Below are 26,050 nucleotides of genomic sequence, written 5' to 3'. Positions count from 1 at the left end.
TCATCGACGAAGCCGCGTTGAGACGAAAATGCACTGCATCAAGCTGCTGGGCCAGCGTCTGACAGCACGCGATTTCGACCGTCAGATCACCGAAGTTCATGTCCGGATCGCTGTCCTCAATCGCTTCACAGCCCTCGGAATCCCCCTCACGCACCCTGTCGCGTAAGAAAACCCCTCAAAGATTGCAGCACGCCCAATCGCTGGAATTGTGCAACAGAGTCCTGGGCATGGAGACAAGGACTGGTCGATCGTCGCGGCACAGACATTGGGTGAGGCAGATAAGAATTCCTGAGAGATTATGGGATGCATAGTCAGGCGTATGAGAGGTAGTTAGACGGCATACAGAAAGCATGTCTGCTTTTGGAAATTCTCTACGGCGCTTTGCATGACCGAGATAGGGCGACTACAGCCTGTCTGCTTTGTTTCTGCTGAGGCGTTGCGATGAACTCACACAAAGATCAGCTCCCCCGCGTCTTCCAGGCGAACTTGGTGCGCCTGTACGATCGGGTGATCCGCCCAGTCATGGCTAGTATGCCATACCACAGTGACTTGGCGACCGGCGAGGCAACGTGCCTCGACCAATGTCTTGACCGCGCGAAGGCCCAGGTCGACAACTATACCCGTAATGAGGCGGCCAAGGCGTTCGTACTGACGCTGGCGGGTGTGTTCGAGCGCCAGCTGAGCATCTGGGCACGGTCCATCCAAGACGCGGGCTTGGCCGACGTGACTAGGCTCCGGGGATATGAGCCGTTGCTCGGCGGCTGCGCGAAGATTGCCGGTATTAACCTCGCCTGCGATGGTCTCGGAAACGATCTGACACAGATGTTTGTTGTCGCCAATGTCGTACGGCACGGCGAGGGGCAATCGTGCGACCGACTTCGAGCGTTGGCGCCCCAACTCTGGAACGATGCTTCGACAGATTATTGCGACCTCCTGCCGGGCACGCCCGCTGCTAGCGAGCATCTGCGTATTCGATCGAGAGACCTCATCCGCTACATCAGAGCCACGACCCGTTTCTGGGGCCTCGCCGACCCTCTGCCCATGGCCGTTACCGATCCGCCCTATTAGAATGAATGACCCGTCAGCTGGCAACCGGTTCGTGATAGTGAAAGTAAAGTCGCGGGGAAGAAAAAACGGCCGAGCGGATGCTGCCGAAGCCCTGTGCAAATATCAAAGCTTAAACAATCTGACGCTTGGGATGCCCGTCGAGATTCGAACCTCGATTGAGTAGAATGCGTGCGCAAGTCCGCTATCCGTCTTTGCCGGTAGAGCGTCGGATGATTCATATCGGCTTTCGGGATACTCTCCCTACCGCCTGTATGACCGACATGAGGGCGGTAGGGGACGAAATCATGAGCGTTCTGAAGGCGCCGTTCATATTAGCGTTCCTGTCTTGGGAAGATCTACAACCGTGCTGAAAATTGCTATTCTTGCCGTGGTGACGACTGTGATCGCACTCATCACCCCAGCGTCGGCTGACCAGTCTTTGTGGAAGAGCACAGAGGGCCACGAGTGGGTGTTGGATCTTCCATTTGAAAACGGCTTGACCCAGCGCGTCCTCTACCTTGCCCCGGCCCGACCGCGGGCGACATTGATCATGCTGCCGGGCGGTGCCGGCAAGGTCGGTATGCAACGTGACGGCGACCTGCGCCACGATGACAATTTCGTCGTGCGTACACGACAGGACTGGGTCGCGAGGGACTATGCCGTGCTGATCCCTGACACCATCGCACAGGAGAACTTAAGAGGAGCCCGCAGTTCCCCAGGCTATGGCAAGTTAATCTCAGATTTGGTCGCATATGCCCATAGCCACGTTCCCGCACCCGTGTTCTTGATCGGCACGAGTCAGGGAACCATCGCAGCGATGAATGGTGCCGCCCGAGCTCGGCCGAAGTCGATCTCGGGCGTAGTGCTTACCGAATCCGTTTCCCTGCCGGGTCGGCGGAGTGCCGAGACTGTGTTCGACGCCAACCCGTCGGACGTGCGAGTTCCTGCTTTGGTCGTGGCCAACCGCGATGACGCTTGCAACGTGGCGCCACCGGAGATGGCGCCTCGCATCGTCGCAGCCATGACGCACGCGCCTAGCGCGCGCGTGCTCACAGTTACCGGAGGCTTGAAGCAGTCAGCCAAAGCTTGCGGCTCGCTCTCGCCGCACGGCTATTACGGCATCGAAAGTCAGGTCGTTAACTCGATCGCAAGTTGGCTGCGCGAGCAGGGAGGCTGATCAACTTTACAACAATCATGCACGCTATCGCGATGTGTGGGGAGCGCCCTATGTCTGATATGGCGGCGACAACTTTCTATCGACTTACTGCCGAGATAAAGTGGTCATTATAAGTTCAGGTGTGACAAGATTTCAGGAAGACTACGTAGCTACCGTAGATGTAGTCAACAGACTACCTGCGTTTCGTTCTGCCGCTGTATCTGCTCTAACCGCTGACGTCGGCCGGTACTGATAGGCTAAAGATCGTAAGTCAGACGGAATGCGTCTTTGTAACTCTCGATTTTCGCTCTAACGGGTGCATTAAAATGTACGCCCGTGACATATCGATGGTTGCGGGAAAGTTCGGTTAAAATCTTACGGCGTGTCTTTGCGGCCAAGCCGGGATTGTGATCAAAAGCAAATGTGACGTCAGGCCGCGCTACCTGAATATGGGGGAAATGCAGGACATCGCCCCAGATCAGGAGAGAGTCGTCTTCACTTTCCAAAAGATAGCCGGAATGACCTGGCGTATGCCCTGGTAAATGGACGGCTGGAGGCCCATTCGGGCAGGACCTTGACGAGCGACCCGTTTGCGATCTGCACTGCCGCCCGGCTTTCAAGGTTGTAACTGATCCCCCCATCGCGTTCGGCGATCTCGATAGACAGAACGGTTTCGTTGACGATCACTGACCAGTCCGTGTCCAAAAAGACTTTCTCTTCGCCGCGCTCCAGCTCCCAGTGGTAGATTTTTCCGCTTCCCATACGGATCCCTATACAGCGATGCTGGTGTAGGTCCGCCGGGCCTCGAAGGGGTGGAGCTGAAGCAAGATAGGCAGGCGATGCAACTGTCACCCATCGTAGATCGGGACAGAGCGGGACCGCGATCATGTCTTCCGGTATTGTGCCACCATAGCGAACACCCGCGTCAAAACCCTGTTCGATGATGTCCACCACGGCGTCCTCCACCGCGACTTCCAGACGGACGTCGGGATAAAGGGCGGCATAACGCGCAATCACCGGGGCCAGAACAAGCCGGGCGGCGTCAGTTGGTACGTTCAGACGTAACTGTCCAGCGGGTCGGTCCCGAAAACGATTGAGTGCTTCGAGCCCATTGGTGATTTCAGAGAGCCCGGACGTGACATGCGAGAGCAATTCCCGTCCAGCCGGCGTTAGCGTGACACTGCGATTGGTTCGGTTGAAGAGACGTACACCCAGACGCTTTTCCAGTCCGCGGATAGCGTGGCTCAAGGCCGATGGAGAAAGATCCAGTTCTGCTGCAGTTTTGCGAAAGCCGCCTGTTTTGGCGATGGCGCAGAACAGGTTGAGATCTCCCAGATCTCCACGTGAAAGATGCATGATGCGTTTCGCTCGTTCGTTCATATCTGTTGAGTATAAACATACACCATGTGCCGTTTGACTCAATTACAAGCCTTATGAGGTTGCGCTAGGATCCTTGAATCAATCGTCTTTCCTGGCCACTCAGACAGAAGGAGCAACGTGAATGTCAGAAAGAATGCGAAAAATCGTCGCAAAGGACCGTGTTGCAGTCATCACCGGTGCAGCAAAAGGCATTGGCGCTGCTCTTGCCCGGGAATTTGCGGCCCGGGGGATGCGCCTGGCACTTCTTGATCAGGACGGAGATGCATTGGAGGCGCTGGTGTCCACGCTGCCCGTTGAAGTACTGACTGTCATGGGTGACGTGACCGATGATACAGTGCTTCTGCGCCTGCGTGATCAAACGCTGACCCGCTTTGGGGATGTCGGATTACTGGTTAATAATGTTGGTGTGCTGAGCAAAGCCGGTCCATGGGATTCACCCGATGAATGGGACCAGACTCTCAACGTCAATTTTCGCGCTGTCCTCAGTGCACAACATTTATTCGTGCCGCATATGATCGCCGCAAATCGTCCATCGGCCGTGGTGAATCTTGGCTCCAAGGAAGGCATCACTACGCCGCCTGGCCACGCCGCCTATTCTGTCGCCAAGGCGGCAGTGAAGGTGCTCACGGAGCAGCTGGCCCATGAACTTCTGGTCTCCACGGGTGGGAGTGTTTCGGCCCATCTTCTGGTGCCAGGTTATACATGGACCCCCATGAATTTCCACGGTAAGGACGGGCCTCATGACCGTAAACCGGAGGCCGCATGGACAGCGGAACAGATGGTAGATTATTTTCTGCAGCGGCTATTCAGTGAGGACTTCTACATCCTGTGTCCTGACAACGAAGTCACATCCGAAATGGATATGCGCCGCATCCAGTGGTCAGCCGACGACATGATTCACAACCGTCCAGCACTGTCACGCTGGAACCCGGCTTGGGCGCAAAAATTTATGCAATGGATGACGGAAGCGTGAGCTTTCGGATGATCAGTACCGGGCATCGCGAACTCTGGTCGCCGTCTGCTTCGCGTTAATCCTTTTCCTGACGATCATTTCAACAATCAGGACCGGATCGGCAGTCGCATCATATATCGTTGAGTGGACGAGACTTTCGGGGGCAAGAAAAATGTATGACATACAAAACCGATATAGTGGTGGTTCTAAAGGACGAACCAAATGGACAGAGCGAATATCCGTTTTTTGCCCCCTGTTACCTAACTTAAAAGTAATAATCTTTCGACTGATGGTTGTCAGGATAACTTATTCTCTGTGTTTTAATCCGTGTCGGGATGTAGCGCGTACGGACCAACTACGTGAAGGCACTGACCGCCATCACGAAGACAAAGGCGTGCGTTTTGTAGGTTACGTTGACCCGACTGAAAAAAAACGTCGAGTTAATCTGCTCTTCCCCTCAAACGACAAGACTGATCTTCAACATCAAAGAAATCCGTCTACCCAATTATTCACCCATCCAATTACCATAACAGGCATGGAATCACGGATACCGACACCAAACAACGGAGTTACTAAGGTGCTCCAGATTATCGGGTCATTAGTTACCCAAATAAACCACTACAGGCATTTCCCTCTCGGCAGCGACTGTAGATGACGAAACGACCCAGATGTCAGTTTGCAATCAGAACGATTTAATAGTATTAGGATCGAAAAACCGCTGCGTAGTTAAATATGTATCTATTAAAGCATCGTCATTATGGGTTATTTTAAATAATAGTGTTGCCCCAAGCCACATCTCATAGAACATTTTTGCAGTTTTTTTTGGTTTTTCTGATATTGATATCGACCCATCTAAAATTGCGCATTCAATAGCACCTGCTATTTTGCTTATAATGTTATCGGTTCCCTCAATAAGCACTCTTCTCATCGGCTCAGACATATCAGACACCTCGGCACCTAGTTTAACAGTGAGGCATTTGCTCGTTTTTTCACCAACTCTCTGAGAAGACATCCATCTTTTCCAGTATAACATTAAGCGATCATACCCATTCAAATCTGGTCTGCTAAATATGTCATCAATTAAATCGGCGTAAGAGCGGAAATATTCTTCCAATACCTCAACCCCAAGGGCATCTTTAGACTTAAAGTAATGATAAAACGATCCCTTTGGGACATCTGCAGCAGCTAATATTTCGTTTAATCCAGCTGACGCAAAACCTTTCCGGCCGATTATCACTCGTGCAGCGTATAGAATGTCCTGCTTGGTGTCGCGATTATGCGCTGTGTGTTGCATGGAGATAGTGACTCATATATAAGAGTGAATAGACTAGTCGTCTACAAGAGTATTTTTGAATAAATAAGGAGTCCTAGAGTTTTATGTTTCTGATTATCTACAAGATCCGTGAAGTTGGTGTATATTAACATGTTCTTTTCAAAGTTCAGGAAAGAAAATAGCAAAGATGTATTATCTGTACATCAAATTCTTGCGGAGTCAATATTCGAACACAGCTTGAGTGGCTGCTTTTATCTAAAAAATGGCAAGGTGGCTGATTGTAACAAAGCCATGTTAGATCTTGTTGGCGGTAATAGAGATCAGATTATAGGGTTGAGTGTTGAAAGATTTTCGCCAGAATTTCAGCCTAATGGAAAGAAATCAAGCGATTCCACTCAGGACATAGTAGAAAGGCTCCTTAAATATAGAAAACCTATTCAATTTGATTGGGTGCATTTACGTATTGACGGAACTTTACTTCCTGTTTTTGCAACGATATTTCTCATAAATATTGAAGGACATGACGAAATTGCTGTCGTCTGGGAGGACAGGCGTGAGCAATTTGCCTCACAAGAACAGCAGAAAAAAAATCAGAAAAACATAGAATTTATGACAGATTCTTTTCGTAGAGCTTTGCTAGCTATAAAAACAGGTGATCTAACGGCCACATTAGATCAGCCTTTTGCACCAGAATATGAATCTATCAGAAACGATTTTAATGACGGGCTTAGTGCTATTAGTGCAGCGCTACAGAAAATTACTAGCAACACGGTTGTTGTCAGCAATACCTCTGCAGAAGTCTTCACCGCGACCGATGAACTAGCAAGGCGGACAGAAGAGCAAGCTTCCAGTCTTGAGCAAACGACGGAAACGGTTTCGTCTATCAATAAAAATATGCAAGAAATTGCATCAGTAACAAAAAATGCGCGGGATACATCGATTTTAACAAAGAATAGTGTTGATTTGTCTAAAGTCACCATCGAGAACACTATAGATGCCATGAAGAAAATTGAGGAATCATCTTCAAAAATCAACTCTATTATTGAAACAATCAATGGAATTTCATTCCAGACAAATATTCTAGCTCTTAATGCTGCTGTTGAAGCTGCTAGAGCTGGGGAGCATGGACGTGGTTTTTCAGTTGTTGCCAGCGAAGTCAGGACGCTTGCTCAGCGCACAGCCGACGAGTCTAAAAATATACAAGATCTCATCTCCCATTCTTACGCTGTTATCAACAATGGAGTCGGATTCGTTAGAGATACACAACGATGCATTTTAGATATTTCAACTCAGATTAACGATCTAGGTAATTTGATTGAAAGAGTCTCGACATCAGCAGCAGAACAATCCGGTGGGCTCAACGAAATCAATACAACGATGAACGAATTGGATACCATAACTCAAAAAAATGCCGCAATGGTTGAAGAGACCACTGCGGCAGTTCATAATCTTGCACGAGAGGCTGCGTCTTTAAATGATATCGTGAATCAATTTCAGTATAAACGGCACTATACGCATGAAATTTCAATTCCACCTAACATTGGAAGATAATTCACCCGCTACGTTAGTGTAATGGCAAGTCGTTATAACACTGAGTCTATATCCTATTGTTTGTAGTCTCAGTGTTAATGGGTAAACTTCCAATTTTTTGTTATTATTCGCAATTTTCTCTTTAACAGCGATGAATGGCCTGAGTATGATAACTTTCTTGTTGAGGTGGTCGTGAGATCTTATCATTGTCACCGTGAACTTCTATTACTGTATCGTGCCATCACCCTTCAATTTCCGTCAGATAAGCTTAAAAAGGCCTACCGATGATAGTTTTTCCATGCGGAAAGTGCGTACAGCAGGATTACAATAATTTATTCGACAAAAATCTTGTCGAGATTTATTTTCAACCCATCCTTGATGAGTGCCTTAATATAGTCTGCTTCGAACAACTAATGCGTGTTAAGTGCGGTTGTGGACGAGTATTTTCTCCAGATTATTTTAAACCATTATTGTCGGACAGCGATCTCCACAAAAAAGTCACGACATTATGTATTGATTCCGCGGAAGTATTCATAAAAAAATACACTGGTAAATATAGCGTTTCGATAAACATATCACAAATAGACATCAATAATAGAGTTTTTTTAGATCGTTTGAAGGATATTTCAAGAAAAAAACCACGATTCCCACAAAACATCATTTTTGAAATTTCTGAGAGGATGAAGGTTAACAAAAATATTGTTTCAAAAATCAAAAGACTAATAGATTACGGCTTTAAATTTTCCCTTGATGACTTTTTTTCGGAGCATAGCACATTGCTACCGGTTGTTGATATCGATCTGTATGGAATAAAGATAGACAAGGGTATGTTACAAAACTTTTCTTCCAATCTCAAAACGCGGTCTTTGATAGAAGCCATTATATATTATTGCAATAGAATGCAGATTTATTGTTACGCAGAGGGAGTTGAAACAATTAGTGCATTCTACGAATTAAAAGGAATGGGTGTTAGAAGATTTCAAGGTTTTTTCTGCTCCCCTGCTGTCAGTTTAGACGAACTGGACCATCTTATTGAGAGTTGGACGGTACAACATAAGTAGAACTGCAGTTACATTTATATTGAGTTATGAATCTGTAAGTAACCATATTGCAGAGCATAATACAAAGGCGGAGCGACTGTTGAAGATGCACTGGATTTGTGTAAGTCCAGACTTCGGTCGACTACGGAGTAGATCGCGCCACTTTTAAGCAGACGCGTGCTGCGGCTTCTGAGTGCACCTTCCTTGAACTCTGATTGGCAAGGAGCCACGCGAGACAAGATGGATGTGAGCGGAAGCTGCAGGTGACCCAGTCCATGCGTGCTGAGGTTAATACAAAAACTACTAAAAATAAAAGAGGAGAGAAAAAATGGAAAGAGATGATCATAGCGTAATGAGCATTCGGCATCGTCACGATTTTATTGGAATGAATGAAGATGATTTTAACGCTATACAAGGTCTTCGTAACACTCTTGTAAATGCATTACCTGACGCTCTCGATGCTCTTTATGAGAAAATTCGGAAAACGCCCGAATTAAAACGTTTTTTTTCGTCTGAATCAAAAATAAATCAAGCAAAAAAAGCTCAAACCCTTCACTGGCAAGCTCTTCTAGACGCCCACTTCGATGGATCATATGTGAAGCAGGTACGTCGGATAGGAGAAGTTCATGCACATATTGGCTTGACCCCCCGTTGGTATATCGGCGGATACACGATCATTCTTGAACGCCTCATTTACTCCATTATAGAAGATCGAAAGGATGGTATCGGGTTCTTTTCTCAGGCATCTGGGCGAGAGCGTTTGGCCGAGAATGTAACTAGCCTGTGTAAGGCTGTTCTAACAGAAATAGATCTTACAGTATCATATTATCTGGATGCGATGGAAACAGAGCGGGCTGAACTGCGGGCTGAACAAGAACGACGAGCACAGGAAGACCGCAGTGTCATTTCATCAATTAATGCGGCTTTGACGTCTTTAGCAGATGGCGATCTCAGCTATCGCGTAACAGGAATATTTCCCGAACGCTCTGAGTTGTTGAAACAATATTTTAACGGTTCAGCAGAGCAGCTTTCTAAGAGTATCGGTAGAATATCAATATCTACCAAAGATGTTATGACAAATGCTGAAAGCATACATCACGGAGCAGATAATCTCTCTTTGGCAACAGAGCAACAGGCCGCTGCACAAGAGGAAATGTCGGCAGCTGTGACACAAATTGCGCTAAGTGCGTCTGAGACGGCTAAAGAGACTATGAAAGCCCAACGTATGGCTAGTTTAGCACAATCAGAAGCTGAGCAAGCTAGTAAAATCACAGCTGATGCAATAGAAGCCATAAATAGAATGGAACAATCTTCCAAAGAAATAGCTAATATAATTGGTTTAATAAATAATATTTCTATGCAAACAAATATTTTGTCACTCAATGCCGGGGTGGAGGCGGCAAGGGCCGGTGAGTTCGGGCGCGGTTTTGCAGTTGTGGCAAGTGAAATCCGCGCGCTCGCCGAGCGTTCTGCAAAGGCCAGCAAGGAAATAGCCGCGTTAATCACAAAAGCTGCTGCCGATGTAATCTCTGGCGCCACGCAAGTACATAACGCCAGGGAAGCTTTGGAACGCATCACAAGTCAGGTTATCGCTATTAACGAAGCTACAACCAAAATTGCAACAGAAACCCAATCACAATCGGCGGGGCTGAACGAGGTAAAAGTAGCTATTAGAAGTTTGGAGAAAACGACATTAGAAAATGCTGCCATCGCTGAAGAAAGTGCTAATACCGCACAAAGATTAGTTATAATGTCTAATGAGCTATCTGATGACGTTTCAATATTCAAAATTGATTCTGCCTCAAGGGCAGAACGATAAATTTATTCGTTGCGCTGTAAGTTCTGGCTACAAAAGAACGTTTCAATATTTTGGACATTTGATTCAAAGATGATCTTCGCGGAGACCAGTAAACACGTCGCGACCTGCGCACGATAATCGTCTGTGTCTCAATGGGGCGCTTTATGTGCTGCGTGTCAGTCCTTCGTCACGCCATCTACATGAGCGCTACGGACAATGGAACTCAACCCGTCGGTGGACACGGAAATACGTCTGGCACGCTCTCGTGGCGTCAACCTGACGGGACGGGGGAGTTTCTGGTTATTCCGGTGCTGATGCCTTGATACACTCACCGGTCGTGGCACACCGCCACCTGCTGGCCGACAAGCGGTATGATAGTGACAGGATGCAGAAGAACATGCTTTTTGCGTGGTATTCTTCCCGTAATCCCAGCCCACAAAGCTTCCGCACAAAGATTGTCTTGTGCGCTGGCTACTGAATTTTACCAAAGCGAAGCCGCAGGATGACGTGACGATCCCTTCCATGGATATCGCGATTGCGTTCTTTGGCTATAAATAGCACATCTCCATAATCTGGAAGTCTATGGCTGCTCTGAAAATGGAAACCGACAAATACTTCTGGCGTCCCCCGGGATTTTATCCAACCCAGCCATGTACACCCTTCCACGCCTCGCTCAACAAGCTCCCGGCAACCTCCCTGTCAGAGGCGGATCCTTCCAGATCAGGATGTCGCAAGACTGCATAATATATCTCGCGCATGTCCTCTATGGTCGCGTCATCACGCATCCATCCGCAGACCCGTAACTGACTGATGACCTGACGGTTCAACTCTGCATGCCTGACCCGGAACGCCTCATAAGCCTCCTGAGTGTCAAGCTGCTCCGCCTCCCGTTCGACATGAATAAGCGGCAACGCGCGCGCTACGATTTCTTCCACCAGTGGGTTACTCATGATCAACTCCCATATCCGTTGAAGGCCGCACCACGCGGCCCTTAGACCTGTCCGGCGCTGGCGTTTGTGTCCTATCCTTAACCATATCTTTTTCAGAACCCAGCGCGACAAGCCTGTTAGCCCGTTCCGCCGCATCCTGCGCGATCAGCGCCTGACGCCTGAGATTGCGCCCCAGATCGTCCCACCGTTCAGCGGGAACTTTGCGCAACGACACAGATGCGGCCCGGCTCCGTGCGCGTTCCCCGGGCTGCTGCTCAGTTTCTTCAATCTCTTCCCGGCCCCTCTCACGACGGATCCACTCGATTTGTCCCTGCCTGACCTTCATTTCCTCGCCCGTCAGGTCAATTGCAACGGACTTGTAAGGGTGCTTGCCCATGTCACCCGCTACACGGTTCAGCAGATCCTCATACGTTACCGGGGTCTTGTCACCCAGAGGCCTCGAAAACGTCTCAGCCTCCCTTACAGACGCTTCGCCAACCATTGTCCATGACGCATGGACATGCCGGCTTTCCGCAACATAGGCCGTAAACCCTGTCATCGACGAACTACCCCGTGGCAGCGCATTAATATGCTCGTCCGATGTCGCCCCCTGTGCCGCATCAATCGTCATCGCATGACCAAAACCGAGGGAAATGCGCCCGGTCTCCCGATCCGCGAAGGAATCCCATGGGACGAACCCCTCAGTGCCCGCGCGGTTCTTGAGAATAAGGCCGTGATCCGTCCATCCCATAACATCAACAAAATCACCGTTTGAACCCAGTTCCAACCACCGCGACCCATAGGCTCGTTGAGCACGACAGCGCACCTTGCTGAAAAGCCTCAGGCGGTCACCAACAGCGATCGGGAGATCATAACTCTCGCCCCGTTGGTCAATCGCGGCGCGAACGATTTCTTCCTTCCCGACCTCTCCGCGTTCACGCAGGCGCTCACGCACCGCCATACTGAGCGCCATGACGTCCTCATTCGTGGGAGCAGACATCGTAATACCGCGCTTGCTCCCGGCCGCGCGGAGCATGTCCCTGCGCTTCAGGTAGAACTCCGCAATATGTGCGACAACCTGCGCATGATCGCCACCAACCAGGCTGAGGGCATACGCTTTCCCTGCATGTTCGGCGGCAATTCGTACCAACTTGTCGCTACGATTTTCGCCGCCATCCACGCCCATGCGGTCTTCGTCACGGTGTTCGTTTGCCCATTTATCCTTTGCGTCCTTGGCAATTTGACGGCGGCTCTCGTAAAAATTCGCCGCACCGTAAGCCGAACGCACATAGGCATCGACCACACGATCAAGATGCATCTTCATGGCGCGGAAGTCGTCTTCGCCCCGGTAATGGGAAACCAGAATGGGGCTGAGGGCGTCATGCTGATCACGAACAGCATTAGAACCAAGGCCGGTCAGCTCAGCAACGTCTGGGATATCGAAACCAAAATGGTTGGCGATAAGCGCCATGCGATCATCATCGGGAGCAAGCCGAAGCACACCCACGCCTCCAGAACACGCCACGGGCCAATGTCATGCGAACCGGGCGGGATTCCGCGCAGCCCTGCACCCATCCGGGCAAAGGGCCGTATATCAGCGATGCTGTCATCAGACTCAAACAGCATAACACGGGTGGTTCTGCGTCCCGGCCGGTTCCGTCTCACCCCCAACAGAGCTGCAAACGACCCGCTCCTGTGCACACGACCAGCCTGCCATGTCTCAAGCACCGTTTTGGCATAGCGCGACGTGTCATCTGGATTGTCCCATGTGAGGCTATGCACCAGCCGGGGATACCGGCGCGTCAGGCGGGTCATGAGTGGCGTGTGGAAACTCTGGTGCATGGGCTCTAGCCCGAAAGACAGCAGCTTTCGGGTCGTGCGGATCCCAAAGACCGGTGGTGGCCAGCCCCCCGTATCGCGACATGCCGCACGTAACCAGTCCCGTAATGCCGCACGATCGCGCGCAGGCCCACGTACCTGGACGCGCACATCAGGTATCGCCATGTCGCTCATACGCTGCCCTCCCTGCGGGTAACGGCAAACCAGTGGCGATACCATTCCCCATCATCCAGCGGCGGGGGCGGGGCATTCCGCTGCACATGCTGGCTCGGCAGGCCGGGAACCGCCCGTTCAACCAAAGCACGCATCATGCAAGCTAATGCTGTGCGATTGCACTCGGGCATGTCGCTTCCATAGCAGACGCGCACCAACTCGTCGGCCAGACGCTCACGCGCGCTCCAGACCCTGTCGCACGGAGCAATCGACACCGAGATCAGGGCTACCTGTTGCCCTCTCGCCAGCACATCTGCGGGCATGTTCGAGGGTACACCTTTCCAAAGTGGAGCAATGGCGATCTGTGTGTGCATTATTATCTTTCTCCTTCATCCCTCTGCCGCTGCATGGGACCGGGACGGGGGCAACGGACGCGCGCAGCGCGAGCCTGCGACCGTTGCGGCCGCCCCGATCCCATGCGAGGCGTCACAACACTTTGTGGCAGCCTGATCGCCTGTTCTTTTCTGCTATGGTTTTTCTGATGCTTTTTCTGCGCACCTTTGTTACCCGTGCCCGCCCCGCCGTTTCACTCTGCTGGTATGGGGTATCCGTTTTCGGGCTGAGCCTGCTCGTGCTTTACGGCATCCTCGGCATCGGTCTTCAGGCCAGCCTGATGGTTGTCGCCAACACGCCGCGCCTGAGCCTGCCCGCCCTCTATTGGCTTGCTCATCAGAGCAGCGGGCAGCTACTCGATGGCATTGCCCGCAAGAGCCAGATCATTGACCAGCTCTTTCACGGAGTGAGCGGCGCCATTGCCCTAGGCGCGATAGCGCTGCGCCTCTGGCGTCGCTATTGTAAGATCGGAAAGGGCGTATCGTCAGCTGAGCCTTCTACCGCAACCAATAAAAATTCTACTGCACGTTAAGTTGTAAGTTGTCTTATCGCGCCATTCCACGGTAATCTGAAAATTCTCAACGCTTGAGCAACCACGTAGGACTCTTGAGATCAACCAGACGAGTATGCTAGGTTATCATAGCAATCGCATACGGGAGGGTTTGCAAATGTTGTCATTCGGAACAATCCCCGAGTGCTCGGTTGTGCACACAACGAAGGTTATAAATGTAGCCGGTCGCACACTGCCCATCGGCACTCAGGGTGCAGTGGTACATGTCTATGCTCGGGGAGAGGCCTACGAGGTAGAATTCGTACATCCATTCCCGGCGGTGGTGACGCTCTGCCCTCGTGACATTAGGGCTGATGCCCGCCACTGATGCCAAACCAAGTACCCGACCGAGAACACGCCGTTGTCGATCTCCATAAGATCACCCACTATCTTCTGGACCTCGATCATCCAGTTGGGAGCGGTAAAGCGAAATTTTTTCTGGGACATGGTTTCGACATGTCTGTTCCTGCAGAAATGGAAACGGCCCTTCTGAAGCACGTTCGTGATCGGGTTATCATTAAAACGGAAGAAAACCACTTTGGTACCAAATACGTGGTTTCCTGCGACATCACCACACCAGATGGAACCAACCCCTGCATACGAAGTGTGTGGATCGTGGAAGCTGCCAATCCTATCCCTCGGTTAGTAACGGCTATTCCAGACGGTAACTGAATCCCTGTTAGCACCAGCACACTGACGCTAACAGGATAGAAGTATTATCTATTTTTCCTCGCTGGCGCGCGCATCTACTTGTTTGTTTCAAAACAAACGGATTGCCCTACATCCCCAGCGCACGCCGGTAGATATCGAGCAGCGTTTCCTGCTCTTCCACTTCCGAAGGTTCCTGTTTGCGCTGGCGGATGATCTGGCGGATGACCTTCACATCGAACCCCGCCGATTTTGCCTCGGTGAAGATGTCCTTGATGTCGCCGGACAGCGCCTTGCGCTCCTCCTCAAGCCGTTCCACCCGCTCGATGATCGAGCGTAGCCGATCTGCGGCAATCCCGCCTACGGCTGCATCCACACTGGCATCCATGGTGCTGTCCTCAGCATTGTCCTCATGAAAATGTCCATCCAACATGATCTGTCCTTTCGTGTTAACGCGGCCCGTCAGGGCCGCGGATAAAGCCGATGGCCGTCTTCGAGCAGTTCCAGCCACCGGGATTCCCGCGCGTTCAGTGTCTCACCTGCATCCAGACGGCGCCGCAAAGCGGTGCGATGCTCACCCAGATACCCCGCAAGCTGGCGTTCCGACCAGCCGATCACCAACTGAATCCGCAACACCCCCCACCGCCCCAGAGGTGGCCGGTTACCACCCGGGCGGACAGTGATCGCCAGCGGAGAGGGGTAACGGACATGAACCGCCTGCAGGGCGATCAGCCATGCCCGGAACGGTTCAGGCATCCCCCCTTGACGCATCCACCGCGTAATCTCGTGCCGCCCATAGCCCGAGCGCCGCGACAACTGCTGGAGCGGCCAGCCAATCCGCATCAGAGCCGTGCCGATCAGCACAGCATCGCCATGGCTGACAGGCCGCTCCCCGGGTTTATCCAGAGCGGTCACAACTTGCACACCATTCTGTCCACAGATTCTGGGGATAACTTCCGGCGCCATCCTGCCAGCAGAGGTGAGGCGGCGTGCATTACACATCCTCTTCCCCACCCACGCGCGCGAGCGCTGGCGGGAAGACGGGCCAGCGATCAGGAGACGCGACAGCATCCCAGCTCCACCAATGCTCCTGCCCGTAGACCTCGTCGTAATAGCGCGCCTTTTCTGCCCGGCGGGCCGCATAGGCTTCATCTGCCCGCCCGAACACCTCCATGGGTGTGCCGCGCGGATCTCCGGTATCCCTCAGAACAAAGTCCGGCAGAACCGCATCACGTCCAGCATCGAAACGTAGAGGCCGGATAAAACTCCGGCGCTCATCTACCAGTGCTCGGGCAATCGCCAGTTCATGGCCACTCGACACGGGTGTGAGCGTATCAGGCTCGACCTCCATAAGCGCGATGTCATCCGCGCGACAGCGCACCAGTGTGACCCCCCGATCCAATCCCACCCGCACGGTGGCCGTCACCAGCCCCACAACCCGGATAGCCCGCTCTGCGCGGGGTAACGCCAGGGCAGCCATAGCCATCGGATAGCGGCGCGTAAGACGCTCATGCCAGACAGGGGCTGCACTGACCCGCAGGTGATAGTCCTGAACCCCATCGAAACGCAGTGAGCAGAACTGCCGGCCCCTGATCCAATCCACCACTGCGATGTCGTCCACAATGCCCAGCAGCAGAATCCGCCACGTGTCGCCGCAGCTCCGCGCGGTCTCGCGCAACAGCGCAGGAGCATCCTCATCGCCATAGCCAATCATGGCCAGCCTGCCTGACAAGGTCTGGTTGCGGGCGGGCACAATCCGCACAGCGGCTCTGTCGAGTGCTTCACGGACAAAAGACCAGCGCCGCCGGGCGCGCCCCAGAGCAGGGCTCCAGCCATTCAGACCAGCCTCCTCCCAGAGCAGATGCAGCAGGCCCAGCTCGGTCATGCGCGCCTGTCGCACCGCTCCCTGCCCGCCCCCCTGTCGCGCGGCCTGCGCAGGCTCCGCCGGGGCGGCCGCCACATCGAGACAACGCAGCCCCCGGCGCAGGGCAATGCCAATCCTGCCATCATCGCGCTCGCGGACCACGCCATCGGCGTATCCTCCCCGACCATCACGCCGCGGGTCGGCCTCGTGAAAGGAACAGGCGACAGCGTGCAAAGCCCCCTGATTACGCAGACGCGCCAGATGGTAGACCTCAACCTGACGGCCATTACGCGGGCGGAGACAGCGATGTACGGACAGCCCCATCGGCTGCCCCTGATAACGACAGTCGCAGACCGGTCGCTCATCTCCACCCCATGCCTGCGCCAGACGGTGCTGCCAGGCGCCTGCCCTCTGCGGGTCGGCGTCCCATGACCGCCGCCCCCGCGTCCCATCAGGGAACGTCACCCAGTCACGCATGACGCACATCCGCAAAAATCCGACCAGATGCGCCGTGCCGCACTTCCATCGCCATCCGGCGGCTGATCATGCGGTAATGACCCGAAGCCTTCGCTTCACAGATCAGCCCGGCTTCCTCAAGCTCCACCAGCGCCGCACGGATCTGGGGTACAGGCAGAAATAAGTCGCCAGCCAGTTCAGTGGCATCCGCACCTGCGCGACGTTCGCTGGACAGGACACCGATAATGAGGTCAGCCGTCACATCCGCACGCACCGCACTGGTCTGTGGCATCCACGGCACGGCCGCATAGACGCTGTGGCCAAGGGATGCGACTTCGCCCGCATCGAGGAGACTGCGCAGCACCACGGGGAAGGCACCCTTCATTTCGGCGGGCACGCAGGCACGCAACTCAAGTGCTGTATGCGGGCTTCTTTTGAGGGCGTCACGCACCCTGGTAATGATCTCGCGACGCGCCTGCTGCTGTTCGGCATCGCTCAGTTTGTCCCACATACGCGGGGTAATGTTCTGTTTTTTTCGGGCCATGGGGCGCCTCCTGTCTGTGGATCAGGGCTTGAGTATCGCGGGTTCCGTTGTGACGGCGTGCGGAAGCCCCGCCTGAGCGCGCGCCTGCAGCAGCTCCGGCCAGATCCGCAGAGCAAGATCGGTCAGAATGGGATCAAACTTCACACCCCGCCCCCTGAGCACGAGGGTGCGGACAAGGTCGGGCGGCATCGCCGATTTGTAGACGCGCGGAGACGCCAGGGCGTCGATGAAATCCGCAATGGCGACAAGCCGGGCCAGCAAAGGGATGGCCGCACCGGACAGGCCGATCGGATATCCAGACCCGTCCCAGTTCTCGTGATGGAGCAGCACGCAGTCCGCGACATCCTGAGGCACCTCGTCCAGGGCCCGGCACAGGATCTCCAGCCCCAGAATGGTGTGCAGACGCATGATCGTCCATTCGGCAGGCGTCAGCCGCCGGGGCGCATCAAGAACGTCTTTGGGGATGTGACGTTTGCCAATGTCGTGTAACTGCGCGCCCAGAGCGAGCAGTGCTGTCGAAGACAGGCCCTGATGGGCGTAACCGAGGGCCTGAGCCATGCCGGCGACACGATTACCATGGCCATCAAGGTCAAGACCGGCCTGTTGTGCCAGCGCCCGGAGCTGGCAGTGTTCCGAACCAGGTGACAACTCTACCTTGGTTGCGGACGGGCATATGGGTGTCATGCATACCAGTCTGCCTGAACCCGTTGTGACGCTGTTCTGGAGGTGCGCTAGATCCCCAGGGCCTCATCCAGTGCTGCCCTGTTCGCCAGAGCTTCAGCACGGCTTGTCGCCTTGCCCAGCCAACCCGAAAACCGCGCCTCGGGCGGGATGTCGCCGACGAAGGGCGACATGTCGGCCGAACGGCCATTGCGCCACGCGCACCAGCTGATGGACACACGCGCCCGCCCGCGCGTCAGCGCGACATAAGCCAGCCTGCGTTCCTCGTCGAGATTGGTCGGCGACAGACCGGGAAACAGCGTGTCCTCCCACCCCATCAGGAAGACATGCTCGAATTCGAGGCCTTTGGAGCCGTGGATCGTCATCAGGCGGACACGGCCCTGCCCCGCCTCGGTAGAGGCCGCGGCACCAAGGGCTGCATGATCGAACAGGTCCTCGACACGGGTGAACTCCATGGCCAGAGAGAACAGTTCGTCGAGGTTTTCGAGGCCGGCACCGCCGTCCTCCCCCGCTGCGCGCAGCATATCCAGATACCCCGAGCGCTCTGCCAGTATACGCATCCGCGCCCCCAGTGCGGTCTCGGTGCTGTGCGCCTCCTCACGGATCATGCGCAGGAATGCGCGCACCCGCTCGGCTGTTTTGCTCTGGCTGGTGGCATAAATCTTCTCGGCCGCCGCAAACAGCGAGACGGCTTCATCCCGGGCCAGCTGCTCGATCCGTGCCAGTGTCCTGGCCCCCACGCCTCGGGCAGGCTGATTGATCACCCGCCGGAAGGCTTCATCCCCCTGCAGGACATCGGGATTGTCCGCCAGACGGAGAAGGGCCAGCACATCCTTGACGACCGCACGCTGCCAGAAGGCCGTATCGTTGACCAGTTCGTAGGGAATATGCGCGCGCAGCAATTCCTCTTCGAGCATGCGGGAGAGGAAATTGTATCGGTAGAGGATAGCCATATCCTCCAGAGCGACACCGAGCAGCTGGCGACGACCGATCTCGCGGGCCAGACCCTGCGCTTCCTGCTGGCCTCCCGAGAAAGCGACAATCTCGATGGGGGCACCCTCACCCTGTTCGGTAAACAGGGTCTTGTCCAGACGGTTGCGGTCGCGGGCGACAACGCTGTTGGCCGCGGCGAGAATATGCCCCGTGGAGCGAAAATTCTGTTCCAGAGGGATCATCCGCCCATTGGGAAATTCGCTCAGAAAGTCGCGGATAAAACCGACACTGGCGCCGCGCCAGGAATAGATCGACTGGTCGTCGTCGCCAACGGCGAAGAGCTCCCCGTGATCACGCGACAACAGTTTCAGCCACAGATATTGCAGGCGGTTCACGTCCTGGAACTCGTCGGCCAGAATGGCGTCGAAGCGACGTGACCAGTCGAGGCGGTACTGCTCGTCGCGCAGCATGGTTACGGTCGGCCACAACAGCAGGTCACCAAAATCAGCGCAGTTCACTTCCCGCAATGCCGCCTGATACGCGGGGTACAGAGCCGCGGCCATCTGCCAGGCCATCAGGTCCTCGTCGGTTTTTGCACCAAACCGCGCGATCTGGCTGTCCAGCACCGCCTCTGCCTGATCAGGTAGCACCAGACTGTCCTTCATGAGAGCAATCCGTTGGGCAACCGAACGCACGCGGGCACGGAACGTGTCGGCATCACCCGGATCCCATGCCCCGTCATCAGCCGCCCGTTGTAACAGGCGCTTGACAATCCGGCGGCTGTCCTCGGCATCGCAGATGCCGAAGCCCGGCCGCAGCACCGCAATCTCGGGATCAGCCCGCAACTGGCGGCGACCATGCCCGTGAAACGTGCCAATCCACGAAGGGGCCGCCCCCAGACCCAGTACGGCGTTAATGCGCGTGCGCATTTCATCAGCGGCCTTGTTGGTAAAGGTCACCGCCAGAATACGATGAGCGGGCATGCCGCGTCGCACAATCCTGTCCACCACCCCGGCAACAAGGGTCTTGGTTTTGCCAGTGCCTGCACCTGCGAGCACAACAACCGGGCCTTCCTGACGGGCGGCCTCACGCTGCATGGCCGTAAGGCCAGCCAGCGCATCCTCAGGCACGCCGCTTGAGGTCATAATGCTCGCCTCCTGTCAGGAACGCCACGGAATCCGCCTGATCGGCCAACAACCCCACCGTTCGGCCAGAGGGTAACAGCAACTCCACGGACTGCTCCATATCCCACACTCCGTTTGAATTCAGCGTGCCGTCGATGATCAACCCACGGTAGCATTTATCCTGAAACCGCAACTCCACGAACGTATCAGGCATAGGCCTACAACCATGAATTGCAGAAAATGCTGCCCAATGTGCCCGCAGCGCAGGCCGGGCCGCCCATGCGACACTGGCGGCCTGCAGCTCTTTGAGGAGCGCAATACAATCGGGACGGCGCAGCCCGACACCAGGCGCGCTCCCCTGTTCACGTGCGTTCACGGTAGCGCCGTCAACCTTCAGGAATATGCCTGGGTGACGGGCACGCCCCGTGAACAGCACAAAGTCTGTCGTCAGGTCCCACTTTCCCGTGGTGAAACAGCCCGCGACAACCAGCCCTGATACCTTCCTGCCCGTCCCGTCCGTGAAGGAGGCGATTGTCCAGGGGATTTCGTGGCCTAGCCCCGGTGTACGCTCCAGCCAGCTGGCGAGTTCGGGATGGGTAAACAGCGCCTGCTGGGCCGCACTCACGTCTTCGCCAATGTTGGAGAGGAAATCCAGCGGATCACGGTCGTCATGAGGGGTGGGCTCGTGCGAGCGAGGGGTGACGTTTGTCATGGAGATGTCCTTGTTAAAGTCGTCGCCAGATCCGGGGCGCGGGACATGCACACCTCACCGGACCCGGCTTGAGTAATTGATCGTCCGTCCTATTCAGGTGTGTTTCACGCAGCCTGTGCGCGGTTTTTGAGTGTCTGGTTAAAGTCTTTGGCGCGATCGGGTGGCAGGCGACGCATGAAGGCGACACCCGCGTCATCGGCCAGACGATAAAGCGTGTCAGCGAAGGCGTTTCCGGCATCATCGTCATCGGTCGCGACAACCAGCACCGCATCCGGTAGGGCCTTCATGGCCGCCAGATGTGTCTGGATTGCGGCAATGGTCTCAGGGCCCATCCCCCCGGCGGTGGAGGCGTAGAGCGTGCCAGGTGCGTGGGCCTGATCCAGTGCTGCAAAGGACAGCGCATCGATCGCCGCTTCGCAGATCACCAGACGACGCACCGGCTGGACACTCCCCGGCTGGAAGCGGAACAGGGTTTTGACTGAACCGCCCAGACAGATATGGGTTTCAGGCCCACGCAGCTCCGCCCCGCAGACAGCACCCTGCGCGTCCGTATGGGCGAACCATGCCGCATGATACCCGTCACGCAGGCAGCCCTTGGCGACTGCCGCACGCACGATGGCTTCGGGCAGGCAGCGTTCGCGGATCAGATAGTTCCACACCTTCCCACCCCGATAGAGAGACTTGCGTTCCGCCCAGCGTTCGCCAGGGCTCCGTTCATCCGTCCGTTCAGCTTTTTGTGCGACATAAACCGCCCCCTTGGGTTCCACACCGACCAGCGCACCGAGTGTCGTGCAGACTTCGTGCCATTTCATGGCGGGGTCGAGGCGGCGGCACAGTGCAAAAACATCGCCGCTGCTGTCGGGCGTGCCACGCGGGCTCTGGGGATCCCACCAGCCCTTGCCGCCATGGTTGACGATGATGTGTTCGTTGCCTTTGCGGTATTTGAAGCAGCGCTTGGTGCTTTTCTCCAGCACCAGAAGAAAGTGATGGTTTTCGAGCAGGGTTGCGCAGGAGACGCCGTTCACAATGGTCTGACGATCCTGTTCGGACAGTTCAAAACGTTGATACATCACGGGGTCTCCCTTTACATGGCCATGAACCAGAATTCGTTCTGGATACTGTGCCTTTACTTCCTTTTTTATAGCACGAACGGCCTCGCCCACCAAGGAAAAACGATAGAAAACAGCCGCTTTTGTGCGGTTTTTACTATTATTTTTCTTAAAGTTCTCCACATTTTTTACTTCATTTACTCTTTGATACTCATGCGCGACATGAAACCCGAAGTGTTCGCACGCAACCAGCCAATCAATACTGGCTTCTGGCAACCTCACACTGGCGCGCAAGCCCGGACAAAACGCACGTCCCAACCACGACCAACCGCACGGGAGACAAAATCGCCCCACCCCACTCCTTGCCTCCTGAGCAAAAAGGCCACCTTCCCGGCACAAGGGACTGGCTGCACCAGAGGGCGCGTGGGACGCGCCAGCCGTAGGCCGCCGTAGGCGTCTGGTGAACCCACAGACTGATCACGCGAAAAGAACACCGCTCAAACCAACGCATCTGGAAAAACCCCGCCTGGATCACACTCTGTCCAGTCTATGCCTGCGCGTTGTGGCGCTCTTTTGCACCCTGCGTCTCTCGCAGCACCCCCTTGAGACCCCGGACGGTTACGGGTCTCATCGGGGGCGCTGCATTCCCCTTAGGAAGCCGGTGCTGGTACTCCCCTCAAAGGCACGCTATGCTCAGGGCGTGAGCCGCATGAAGAGCATGGCATGGAACAGATCCCGCTTTTTCCTCTGGAAGCCCGGCTGACGCGCATCGACGCCGCGCGGAACACGTGGCGATTTTACGAAATGAGCATCCAGCATGATCTGTTCGGGGGCGCGATCCTTCTCCGACGCTGGGGCAGGATCGGTACCGCAGGGCGCCTGCGTCTGGACCTGCACGCCAATGAAGGTGCTGCCGCCAACGCCCTTGGCCGTCTTCTGCGCCTCAAGATCAAACGCGGCTATCGCTGGGCCTGTGCGGCCTCTTAACCCCTCAGGTAAAGGGGTTGGTCATCGGATGGGTCCTGGGAGCAACCTGCGCGTGATCAGGCAGCGCTGGTTCAGCCTCCAGCCGCGCGACAACCGCATTAAGCAGGACGGCGAGTGCGCGGGCATTGTCCAGTCCGGCCCGGTCATGCGTAATGTCCAGACGCCCGTACAGGCTGACTTGTGCAGGATCATTTTCGACGGTCATCTGATCAATGGTCTGCACCTGTGAGTCAGGTCCAAAGGGGGTGAAGGCGTTAGATGACGGCATGACCTTACTCCTGCTCCTGTCTGAGCGCATCTCTGAGCGCCTTCATGCTGGCACGCGCGAGTTTGCGTTCCAGACGTTTCTGCAGACGCTCCCACTCACGGTTCTCCTGCGAGCGGGGCGCATAGGGACTGGCCTGAGGCTCGGGCAGCGCCATGGCCTGCGCTTTCACAGCCTCTCCGAGACCGGGGAACGGGTCAATCCCGATCCGGGCGGTCAATGACGCGACACTCAGCGTCTGGCAGGTAGGATGATCCGTATTCTGGCACAGATAGGCCCCGGCTTCGTGGCGTACCGGGTCATAGACCGCTTTCCATGTGGCCGTTGGCACCAGCACATTGTCACCGATGGCGCGGCGACTGCCGGTAAAATCCGGCCCCGTCACCACATAGACCCCACCCTCGCGCAAGGCCATGATCCGCACGGCCATTTCCACCCCCGTCCAGATCCCTTCATTGAGGGCTGCGGTCTGGGGCACGACATTGGAGAGCGTATATGTCTGTTCCTGCGTCTCAACAGTCCCCGCATCGGCCGATGGCGTCATGTGCCCACGGTCAAAGCCTGAGCGTCGGTAATCCGCAAGCGTTGCACCATCTCCTGCTGGCAGACGGTCATCCGCCACAAATGTGTTTGTCGTGCGGCCAATTCTACGTCCACCCCGCACGGCCGCCGCATCGAGATACTCAGCCGACCAGAGCGGTTCGTGCACCTGCCCGGAGTTGAGCACGGCATAGGCTGGATTACACAGCAATGTGGTGCGGGACTGAAGTTTTTCGTTCACAAGCGCAGGCAGTGCATTCTCCGGCCCGAACTGGGAGCAGGTCTGCTCAGCACGAACGGGAGCGGCCGTCAGGATCGTCAGACCTGTGAGCAGGGCCACCCCTGACACGCGCAGCGGTATGCGGAACACGATCTTTCTCCATTGCCGAGGACTGTAGCCACTATCATGCCGCGCCTTGGCCATAGGTACAAGGGCGCGCGCGTTCACGCGGCCAGATCCTGCAAAAGCGTGCGGGCCACACGCCCCGCCCGGGCCGCCCGGCGACGCAGGGCCGCACACTCGGAAGCCCGCAGAAGCCCCTCGCCCGCGTCGCTCTCCAGCTGCGCCTGCTCACGCAACAGAAGCCGTGCGGGTTTCATGCGCGAGAGCGGCTGTGCACGATGCATCTCCCGCGGGCCAAATTCCACAAATGTCACATTGGAGTGTGTCTGACGCACCATACTCTTTTCTCCGTAAAGCCATAAAACTGGCAAGCCGCACGATCCCCGCCAGCAAAGGTAGGGACGTGGCTGCCAAAGACAGGCCTAAGCCGCCTGTCGGATCTGAAACCCCCGGTGCCAGCGCACCACATCGGGCAGCGACGGTCGCACCAGCTCTGCCATCTCATCATCCACGGCAATCAGGCTGCGCACAGCCACCTCATGCACCGCGCCATCGGCAAGGCGACGGATCAACGCGCGATCCGAACGCCCCGAGATCACCCGGTCTTCCCAGCGCCGTGTCACCGGATTGAACCGTGTGGCTGCACAGACCCCGTTGAGGAAGGCCAGCACCTGCCAGCGCACGGATCGTCCATGGTCGAGATATTCCGGAAGGCGATAGAGCGCACCCGCCGCAATCGGGCCAACACGCAGGGGGTTGTCACGGGGCGCAAACCAGCGCCCCGCATAATACTGTCTGAACATCTTGTTTTCTCCGTAGAGCAGGTCAGCGCACCGCGAGAAGGGCATGCGTCGCCATGGCGATGGGATGATCAGCAGCGATCGCGGCCAGAATATCCGGGCCAACCAGTATTCCGCATATCACCACGACCAGACTGAATGTTCCGAGCAGCAGTCCGACCACGTCCCTGATGTCCTGTCGGGTCTGAGGAGAGAGCTTCATGCGCCTTCTCCTTTGCGAACGTCCTTTGCAGACGAAACACATTTGCCGCGACTGGCCCGGGCCAGTGGTAAAAACTCGTTGGAGCTGGTTCCGGGGAGGTCAGGCAATGGCACAACCTGCGTCTCGTTTTCTGCCCGGAAGATGTGGGGGTGGTTTGCAACCCGGAACTGGTTAAGTCCGACCTTTTTGTAGGTTTTCCCGTGTGGGGTGGCCGCAAACCGGAATCGTGTTCCCACCAGAAGGCTCTTGAAAGTGACAGGATCAGACATCGTTTTCTCCTTTTGGATTTTTTTCTGACCCTTTCAGCCGCCTCATCGGCCGGCGCGCAGGTTAAGGGCGGCGCTTGCGCCGGGAGCCTGCGACGAACCCTTAGCCTGCGTGACGGACTATGAGAGGCGATTTTTTCTTTTGTGTTTCTGTTTTTCTGTTTTTATTTCTTTGTTTTTCCTTTTTTATATTTTCTGGCCGTCATAAGTCTGAATGCCGTCAATCTGCAGGCCGTCACGGTCGAACAGGACATAGGCACAATCCTGTGCGCGCGCCGCGTAGAGAATGGCCGCAAGGCCAGGCGAGGCGTGTTCCGCCGCCTGAGGTTCCGACGACGCGTAAATCAGCCACCCATACGGCCCAACGAGACAGGACAGACCATCCGCGCCCCCTGTCTCGATATAGCGCTCGAGAAGCGCTCGGTCGTTGGGCGAGAGATGGGCGGCACTCACATCGGCAAGGCGCTCAACTGGCAGGTCGGGTGTCGGCATGACTGGTAGTCCTCAAAGCAAAAGGACAAAGCCCCGCGTCAGCGGGGCAGGCTGCAGGGCCACCCGCTTAGGCCCTGCATTGGGCAGGAAGCCCCTGCCCGTCT

The 26,050-nt window shown here is 55.4% G+C and carries 31 protein-coding genes and 1 pseudogene; 11 read left to right on the top strand and 21 right to left on the bottom strand.

Annotation, left to right across the window (positions count from 1 at the left end; translation table 11 throughout):
* The 3 genes and pseudogenes from GOB83_RS13425 to GOB83_RS13415 all read left to right on the top strand — a co-directional run.
* Positions 1-166 (top strand): annotated as a pseudogene (locus GOB83_RS13425) (IS5/IS1182 family transposase); the annotation flags it as partial.
* A gap of 275 nt (positions 167-441) precedes the next feature.
* On the top strand, positions 442-1,068 hold the full coding sequence (locus GOB83_RS13420) for a hypothetical protein (protein WP_165926438.1): 627 nt from the start codon (positions 442-444) through the stop codon (positions 1,066-1,068).
* A 343-nt stretch (positions 1,069-1,411) separates the two neighbouring features.
* Positions 1,412-2,224, top strand: a complete 813-nt coding sequence (locus GOB83_RS13415; RefSeq protein ID WP_338420637.1) for an alpha/beta hydrolase — start codon at positions 1,412-1,414, stop codon at positions 2,222-2,224.
* Between the two features lie 474 nt (positions 2,225-2,698).
* Here GOB83_RS13415 and GOB83_RS13405 read toward each other — a convergent pair whose 3' ends face one another.
* A complete protein-coding gene (locus tag GOB83_RS13405) occupies positions 2,699-3,583 on the bottom strand; it encodes a LysR substrate-binding domain-containing protein (protein WP_242005875.1) in 885 nt (294 codons plus the stop codon).
* A 121-nt stretch (positions 3,584-3,704) separates the two neighbouring features.
* Between GOB83_RS13405 and GOB83_RS13400 the strand changes: the two genes are divergently transcribed.
* Entirely contained in the window at positions 3,705-4,556 is an 852-nt protein-coding gene (locus GOB83_RS13400; protein WP_165926437.1) for an SDR family NAD(P)-dependent oxidoreductase, read from the top strand.
* Between the two features lie 661 nt (positions 4,557-5,217).
* On the opposite strand, the gene GOB83_RS13395 is transcribed toward GOB83_RS13400, so the two are convergent.
* A complete protein-coding gene (locus tag GOB83_RS13395; RefSeq protein ID WP_165926436.1) occupies positions 5,218-5,829 on the bottom strand; it encodes a TetR/AcrR family transcriptional regulator in 612 nt (203 codons plus the stop codon).
* Between the two features lie 129 nt (positions 5,830-5,958).
* Between GOB83_RS13395 and GOB83_RS13390 the strand changes: the two genes are divergently transcribed.
* From GOB83_RS13390 to GOB83_RS13380, 3 genes are all read left to right on the top strand, one after another.
* Entirely contained in the window at positions 5,959-7,359 is a 1,401-nt protein-coding gene (locus tag GOB83_RS13390; protein WP_165926435.1) for a methyl-accepting chemotaxis protein, read from the top strand.
* Positions 7,360-7,622: 263 nt separating this feature from the next.
* Entirely contained in the window at positions 7,623-8,399 is a 777-nt protein-coding gene (locus tag GOB83_RS13385; RefSeq protein WP_025827991.1) for an EAL domain-containing protein, read from the top strand.
* 307 nt (positions 8,400-8,706) lie between these two features.
* Positions 8,707-10,197, top strand: coding sequence for a globin-coupled sensor protein (locus GOB83_RS13380; protein WP_165926434.1), 1,491 nt, complete (start codon positions 8,707-8,709; stop codon positions 10,195-10,197).
* A 614-nt stretch (positions 10,198-10,811) separates the two neighbouring features.
* On the opposite strand, the gene GOB83_RS13375 is transcribed toward GOB83_RS13380, so the two are convergent.
* Genes GOB83_RS13375 through GOB83_RS13360 form a run of 4 tightly spaced genes read right to left on the bottom strand, consistent with a single transcriptional unit; the run spans position 10,812 to position 13,471 of the window.
* Complete coding sequence (locus GOB83_RS13375) at positions 10,812-11,126, bottom strand: hypothetical protein (RefSeq protein WP_165926433.1); 315 nt, start codon at positions 11,124-11,126, stop codon at positions 10,812-10,814.
* The gene (locus GOB83_RS13370) at positions 11,119-12,606 is read right to left on the bottom strand and encodes a hypothetical protein (protein ID WP_165926432.1); all 1,488 of its coding nucleotides are present in this window, start codon (positions 12,604-12,606) and stop codon (positions 11,119-11,121) included. Before GOB83_RS13370 ends, GOB83_RS13375 begins: the two co-directional genes overlap by 8 nt.
* On the bottom strand, positions 12,522-13,118 hold the full coding sequence (locus GOB83_RS13365; RefSeq protein WP_165926431.1) for a hypothetical protein: 597 nt from the start codon (positions 13,116-13,118) through the stop codon (positions 12,522-12,524). Before GOB83_RS13365 ends, GOB83_RS13370 begins: the two co-directional genes overlap by 85 nt.
* Complete coding sequence (locus GOB83_RS13360; protein WP_165926430.1) at positions 13,115-13,471, bottom strand: hypothetical protein; 357 nt, start codon at positions 13,469-13,471, stop codon at positions 13,115-13,117. The genes GOB83_RS13365 and GOB83_RS13360 overlap by 4 nt, the downstream gene beginning before the upstream one ends.
* A gap of 122 nt (positions 13,472-13,593) precedes the next feature.
* Between GOB83_RS13360 and GOB83_RS13355 the strand changes: the two genes are divergently transcribed.
* The 3 genes from GOB83_RS13355 to GOB83_RS13345 all read left to right on the top strand — a co-directional run bounded on the left by GOB83_RS13355 (position 13,594) and on the right by GOB83_RS13345 (position 14,712).
* A complete protein-coding gene (locus GOB83_RS13355) occupies positions 13,594-14,022 on the top strand; it encodes a hypothetical protein (protein WP_165926429.1) in 429 nt (142 codons plus the stop codon).
* 94 nt (positions 14,023-14,116) lie between these two features.
* The gene (locus GOB83_RS15300; protein WP_408737453.1) at positions 14,117-14,368 is read left to right on the top strand and encodes a DUF4926 domain-containing protein; all 252 of its coding nucleotides are present in this window, start codon (positions 14,117-14,119) and stop codon (positions 14,366-14,368) included.
* Positions 14,368-14,712 (top strand): DUF6883 domain-containing protein, encoded by a 345-nt coding sequence (locus GOB83_RS13345; protein ID WP_165926427.1) that lies wholly within the window; start codon positions 14,368-14,370, stop codon positions 14,710-14,712. The genes GOB83_RS15300 and GOB83_RS13345 overlap by 1 nt, the downstream gene beginning before the upstream one ends.
* A gap of 106 nt (positions 14,713-14,818) precedes the next feature.
* Here GOB83_RS13345 and GOB83_RS13340 read toward each other — a convergent pair whose 3' ends face one another.
* The 8 genes from GOB83_RS13340 to GOB83_RS13305 all read right to left on the bottom strand — a co-directional run bounded on the left by GOB83_RS13340 (position 14,819) and on the right by GOB83_RS13305 (position 22,072).
* Complete coding sequence (locus GOB83_RS13340; RefSeq protein WP_059025006.1) at positions 14,819-15,076, bottom strand: DUF2312 domain-containing protein; 258 nt, start codon at positions 15,074-15,076, stop codon at positions 14,819-14,821.
* Between the two features lie 74 nt (positions 15,077-15,150).
* Positions 15,151-15,603: a transcriptional regulator gene (locus GOB83_RS13335; protein WP_143221975.1), complete on the bottom strand. Its 453-nt coding sequence runs from the start codon at positions 15,601-15,603 to the stop codon at positions 15,151-15,153.
* 79 nt (positions 15,604-15,682) lie between these two features.
* Positions 15,683-17,029, bottom strand: coding sequence for a DUF1173 family protein (locus tag GOB83_RS13330; RefSeq protein ID WP_165926426.1), 1,347 nt, complete (start codon positions 17,027-17,029; stop codon positions 15,683-15,685).
* On the bottom strand, positions 17,022-17,552 hold the full coding sequence (locus GOB83_RS13325) for a hypothetical protein (protein WP_165926425.1): 531 nt from the start codon (positions 17,550-17,552) through the stop codon (positions 17,022-17,024). The genes GOB83_RS13330 and GOB83_RS13325 overlap by 8 nt, the downstream gene beginning before the upstream one ends.
* A gap of 21 nt (positions 17,553-17,573) precedes the next feature.
* Positions 17,574-18,236, bottom strand: a complete 663-nt coding sequence (locus tag GOB83_RS13320) for an HD-GYP domain-containing protein (protein WP_165926424.1) — start codon at positions 18,234-18,236, stop codon at positions 17,574-17,576.
* A gap of 47 nt (positions 18,237-18,283) precedes the next feature.
* Complete coding sequence (locus GOB83_RS13315; protein ID WP_165926423.1) at positions 18,284-20,311, bottom strand: ATP-dependent helicase; 2,028 nt, start codon at positions 20,309-20,311, stop codon at positions 18,284-18,286.
* Positions 20,289-21,002 (bottom strand): hypothetical protein, encoded by a 714-nt coding sequence (locus GOB83_RS13310; RefSeq protein ID WP_165926422.1) that lies wholly within the window; start codon positions 21,000-21,002, stop codon positions 20,289-20,291. Before GOB83_RS13310 ends, GOB83_RS13315 begins: the two co-directional genes overlap by 23 nt.
* A gap of 104 nt (positions 21,003-21,106) precedes the next feature.
* On the bottom strand, positions 21,107-22,072 hold the full coding sequence (locus GOB83_RS13305; RefSeq protein ID WP_194301406.1) for a DUF3991 and toprim domain-containing protein: 966 nt from the start codon (positions 22,070-22,072) through the stop codon (positions 21,107-21,109).
* 702 nt (positions 22,073-22,774) lie between these two features.
* On the opposite strand from GOB83_RS13305, the gene GOB83_RS13300 reads away from it, so the two are divergent.
* Positions 22,775-23,038: a WGR domain-containing protein gene (locus GOB83_RS13300; protein ID WP_165926420.1), complete on the top strand. Its 264-nt coding sequence runs from the start codon at positions 22,775-22,777 to the stop codon at positions 23,036-23,038.
* A 4-nt stretch (positions 23,039-23,042) separates the two neighbouring features.
* On the opposite strand, the gene GOB83_RS13295 is transcribed toward GOB83_RS13300, so the two are convergent.
* The 7 genes from GOB83_RS13295 to GOB83_RS13265 all read right to left on the bottom strand — a co-directional run bounded on the left by GOB83_RS13295 (position 23,043) and on the right by GOB83_RS13265 (position 25,946).
* Positions 23,043-23,306: a hypothetical protein gene (locus tag GOB83_RS13295; RefSeq protein WP_165926419.1), complete on the bottom strand. Its 264-nt coding sequence runs from the start codon at positions 23,304-23,306 to the stop codon at positions 23,043-23,045.
* 4 nt (positions 23,307-23,310) lie between these two features.
* Positions 23,311-24,291, bottom strand: coding sequence for a DNA/RNA non-specific endonuclease (locus GOB83_RS13290; protein WP_338420636.1), 981 nt, complete (start codon positions 24,289-24,291; stop codon positions 23,311-23,313).
* Positions 24,288-24,524 (bottom strand): hypothetical protein, encoded by a 237-nt coding sequence (locus GOB83_RS13285; protein WP_165926418.1) that lies wholly within the window; start codon positions 24,522-24,524, stop codon positions 24,288-24,290. Before GOB83_RS13285 ends, GOB83_RS13290 begins: the two co-directional genes overlap by 4 nt.
* 84 nt (positions 24,525-24,608) lie before the next feature.
* The gene (locus tag GOB83_RS13280; protein WP_165926417.1) at positions 24,609-24,989 is read right to left on the bottom strand and encodes a hypothetical protein; all 381 of its coding nucleotides are present in this window, start codon (positions 24,987-24,989) and stop codon (positions 24,609-24,611) included.
* A gap of 22 nt (positions 24,990-25,011) precedes the next feature.
* The gene (locus GOB83_RS13275; protein ID WP_165926416.1) at positions 25,012-25,188 is read right to left on the bottom strand and encodes a hypothetical protein; all 177 of its coding nucleotides are present in this window, start codon (positions 25,186-25,188) and stop codon (positions 25,012-25,014) included.
* Positions 25,185-25,457, bottom strand: a complete 273-nt coding sequence (locus GOB83_RS13270) for a hypothetical protein (protein ID WP_165926415.1) — start codon at positions 25,455-25,457, stop codon at positions 25,185-25,187. Before GOB83_RS13270 ends, GOB83_RS13275 begins: the two co-directional genes overlap by 4 nt.
* Before the next feature lie 183 nt (positions 25,458-25,640).
* On the bottom strand, positions 25,641-25,946 hold the full coding sequence (locus GOB83_RS13265) for a DUF5983 family protein (protein ID WP_165926414.1): 306 nt from the start codon (positions 25,944-25,946) through the stop codon (positions 25,641-25,643).
* Positions 25,947-26,050 lie beyond the last annotated feature (104 nt).

This window comes from Acetobacter fabarum, from assembly GCF_011516925.1.
GTDB classification, from domain to species: domain Bacteria; phylum Pseudomonadota; class Alphaproteobacteria; order Acetobacterales; family Acetobacteraceae; genus Acetobacter; species Acetobacter fabarum.
The sequence above is the reverse complement of the archived record's forward strand: the minus strand, read 5'-3'. Positions and strand labels throughout refer to the sequence as shown.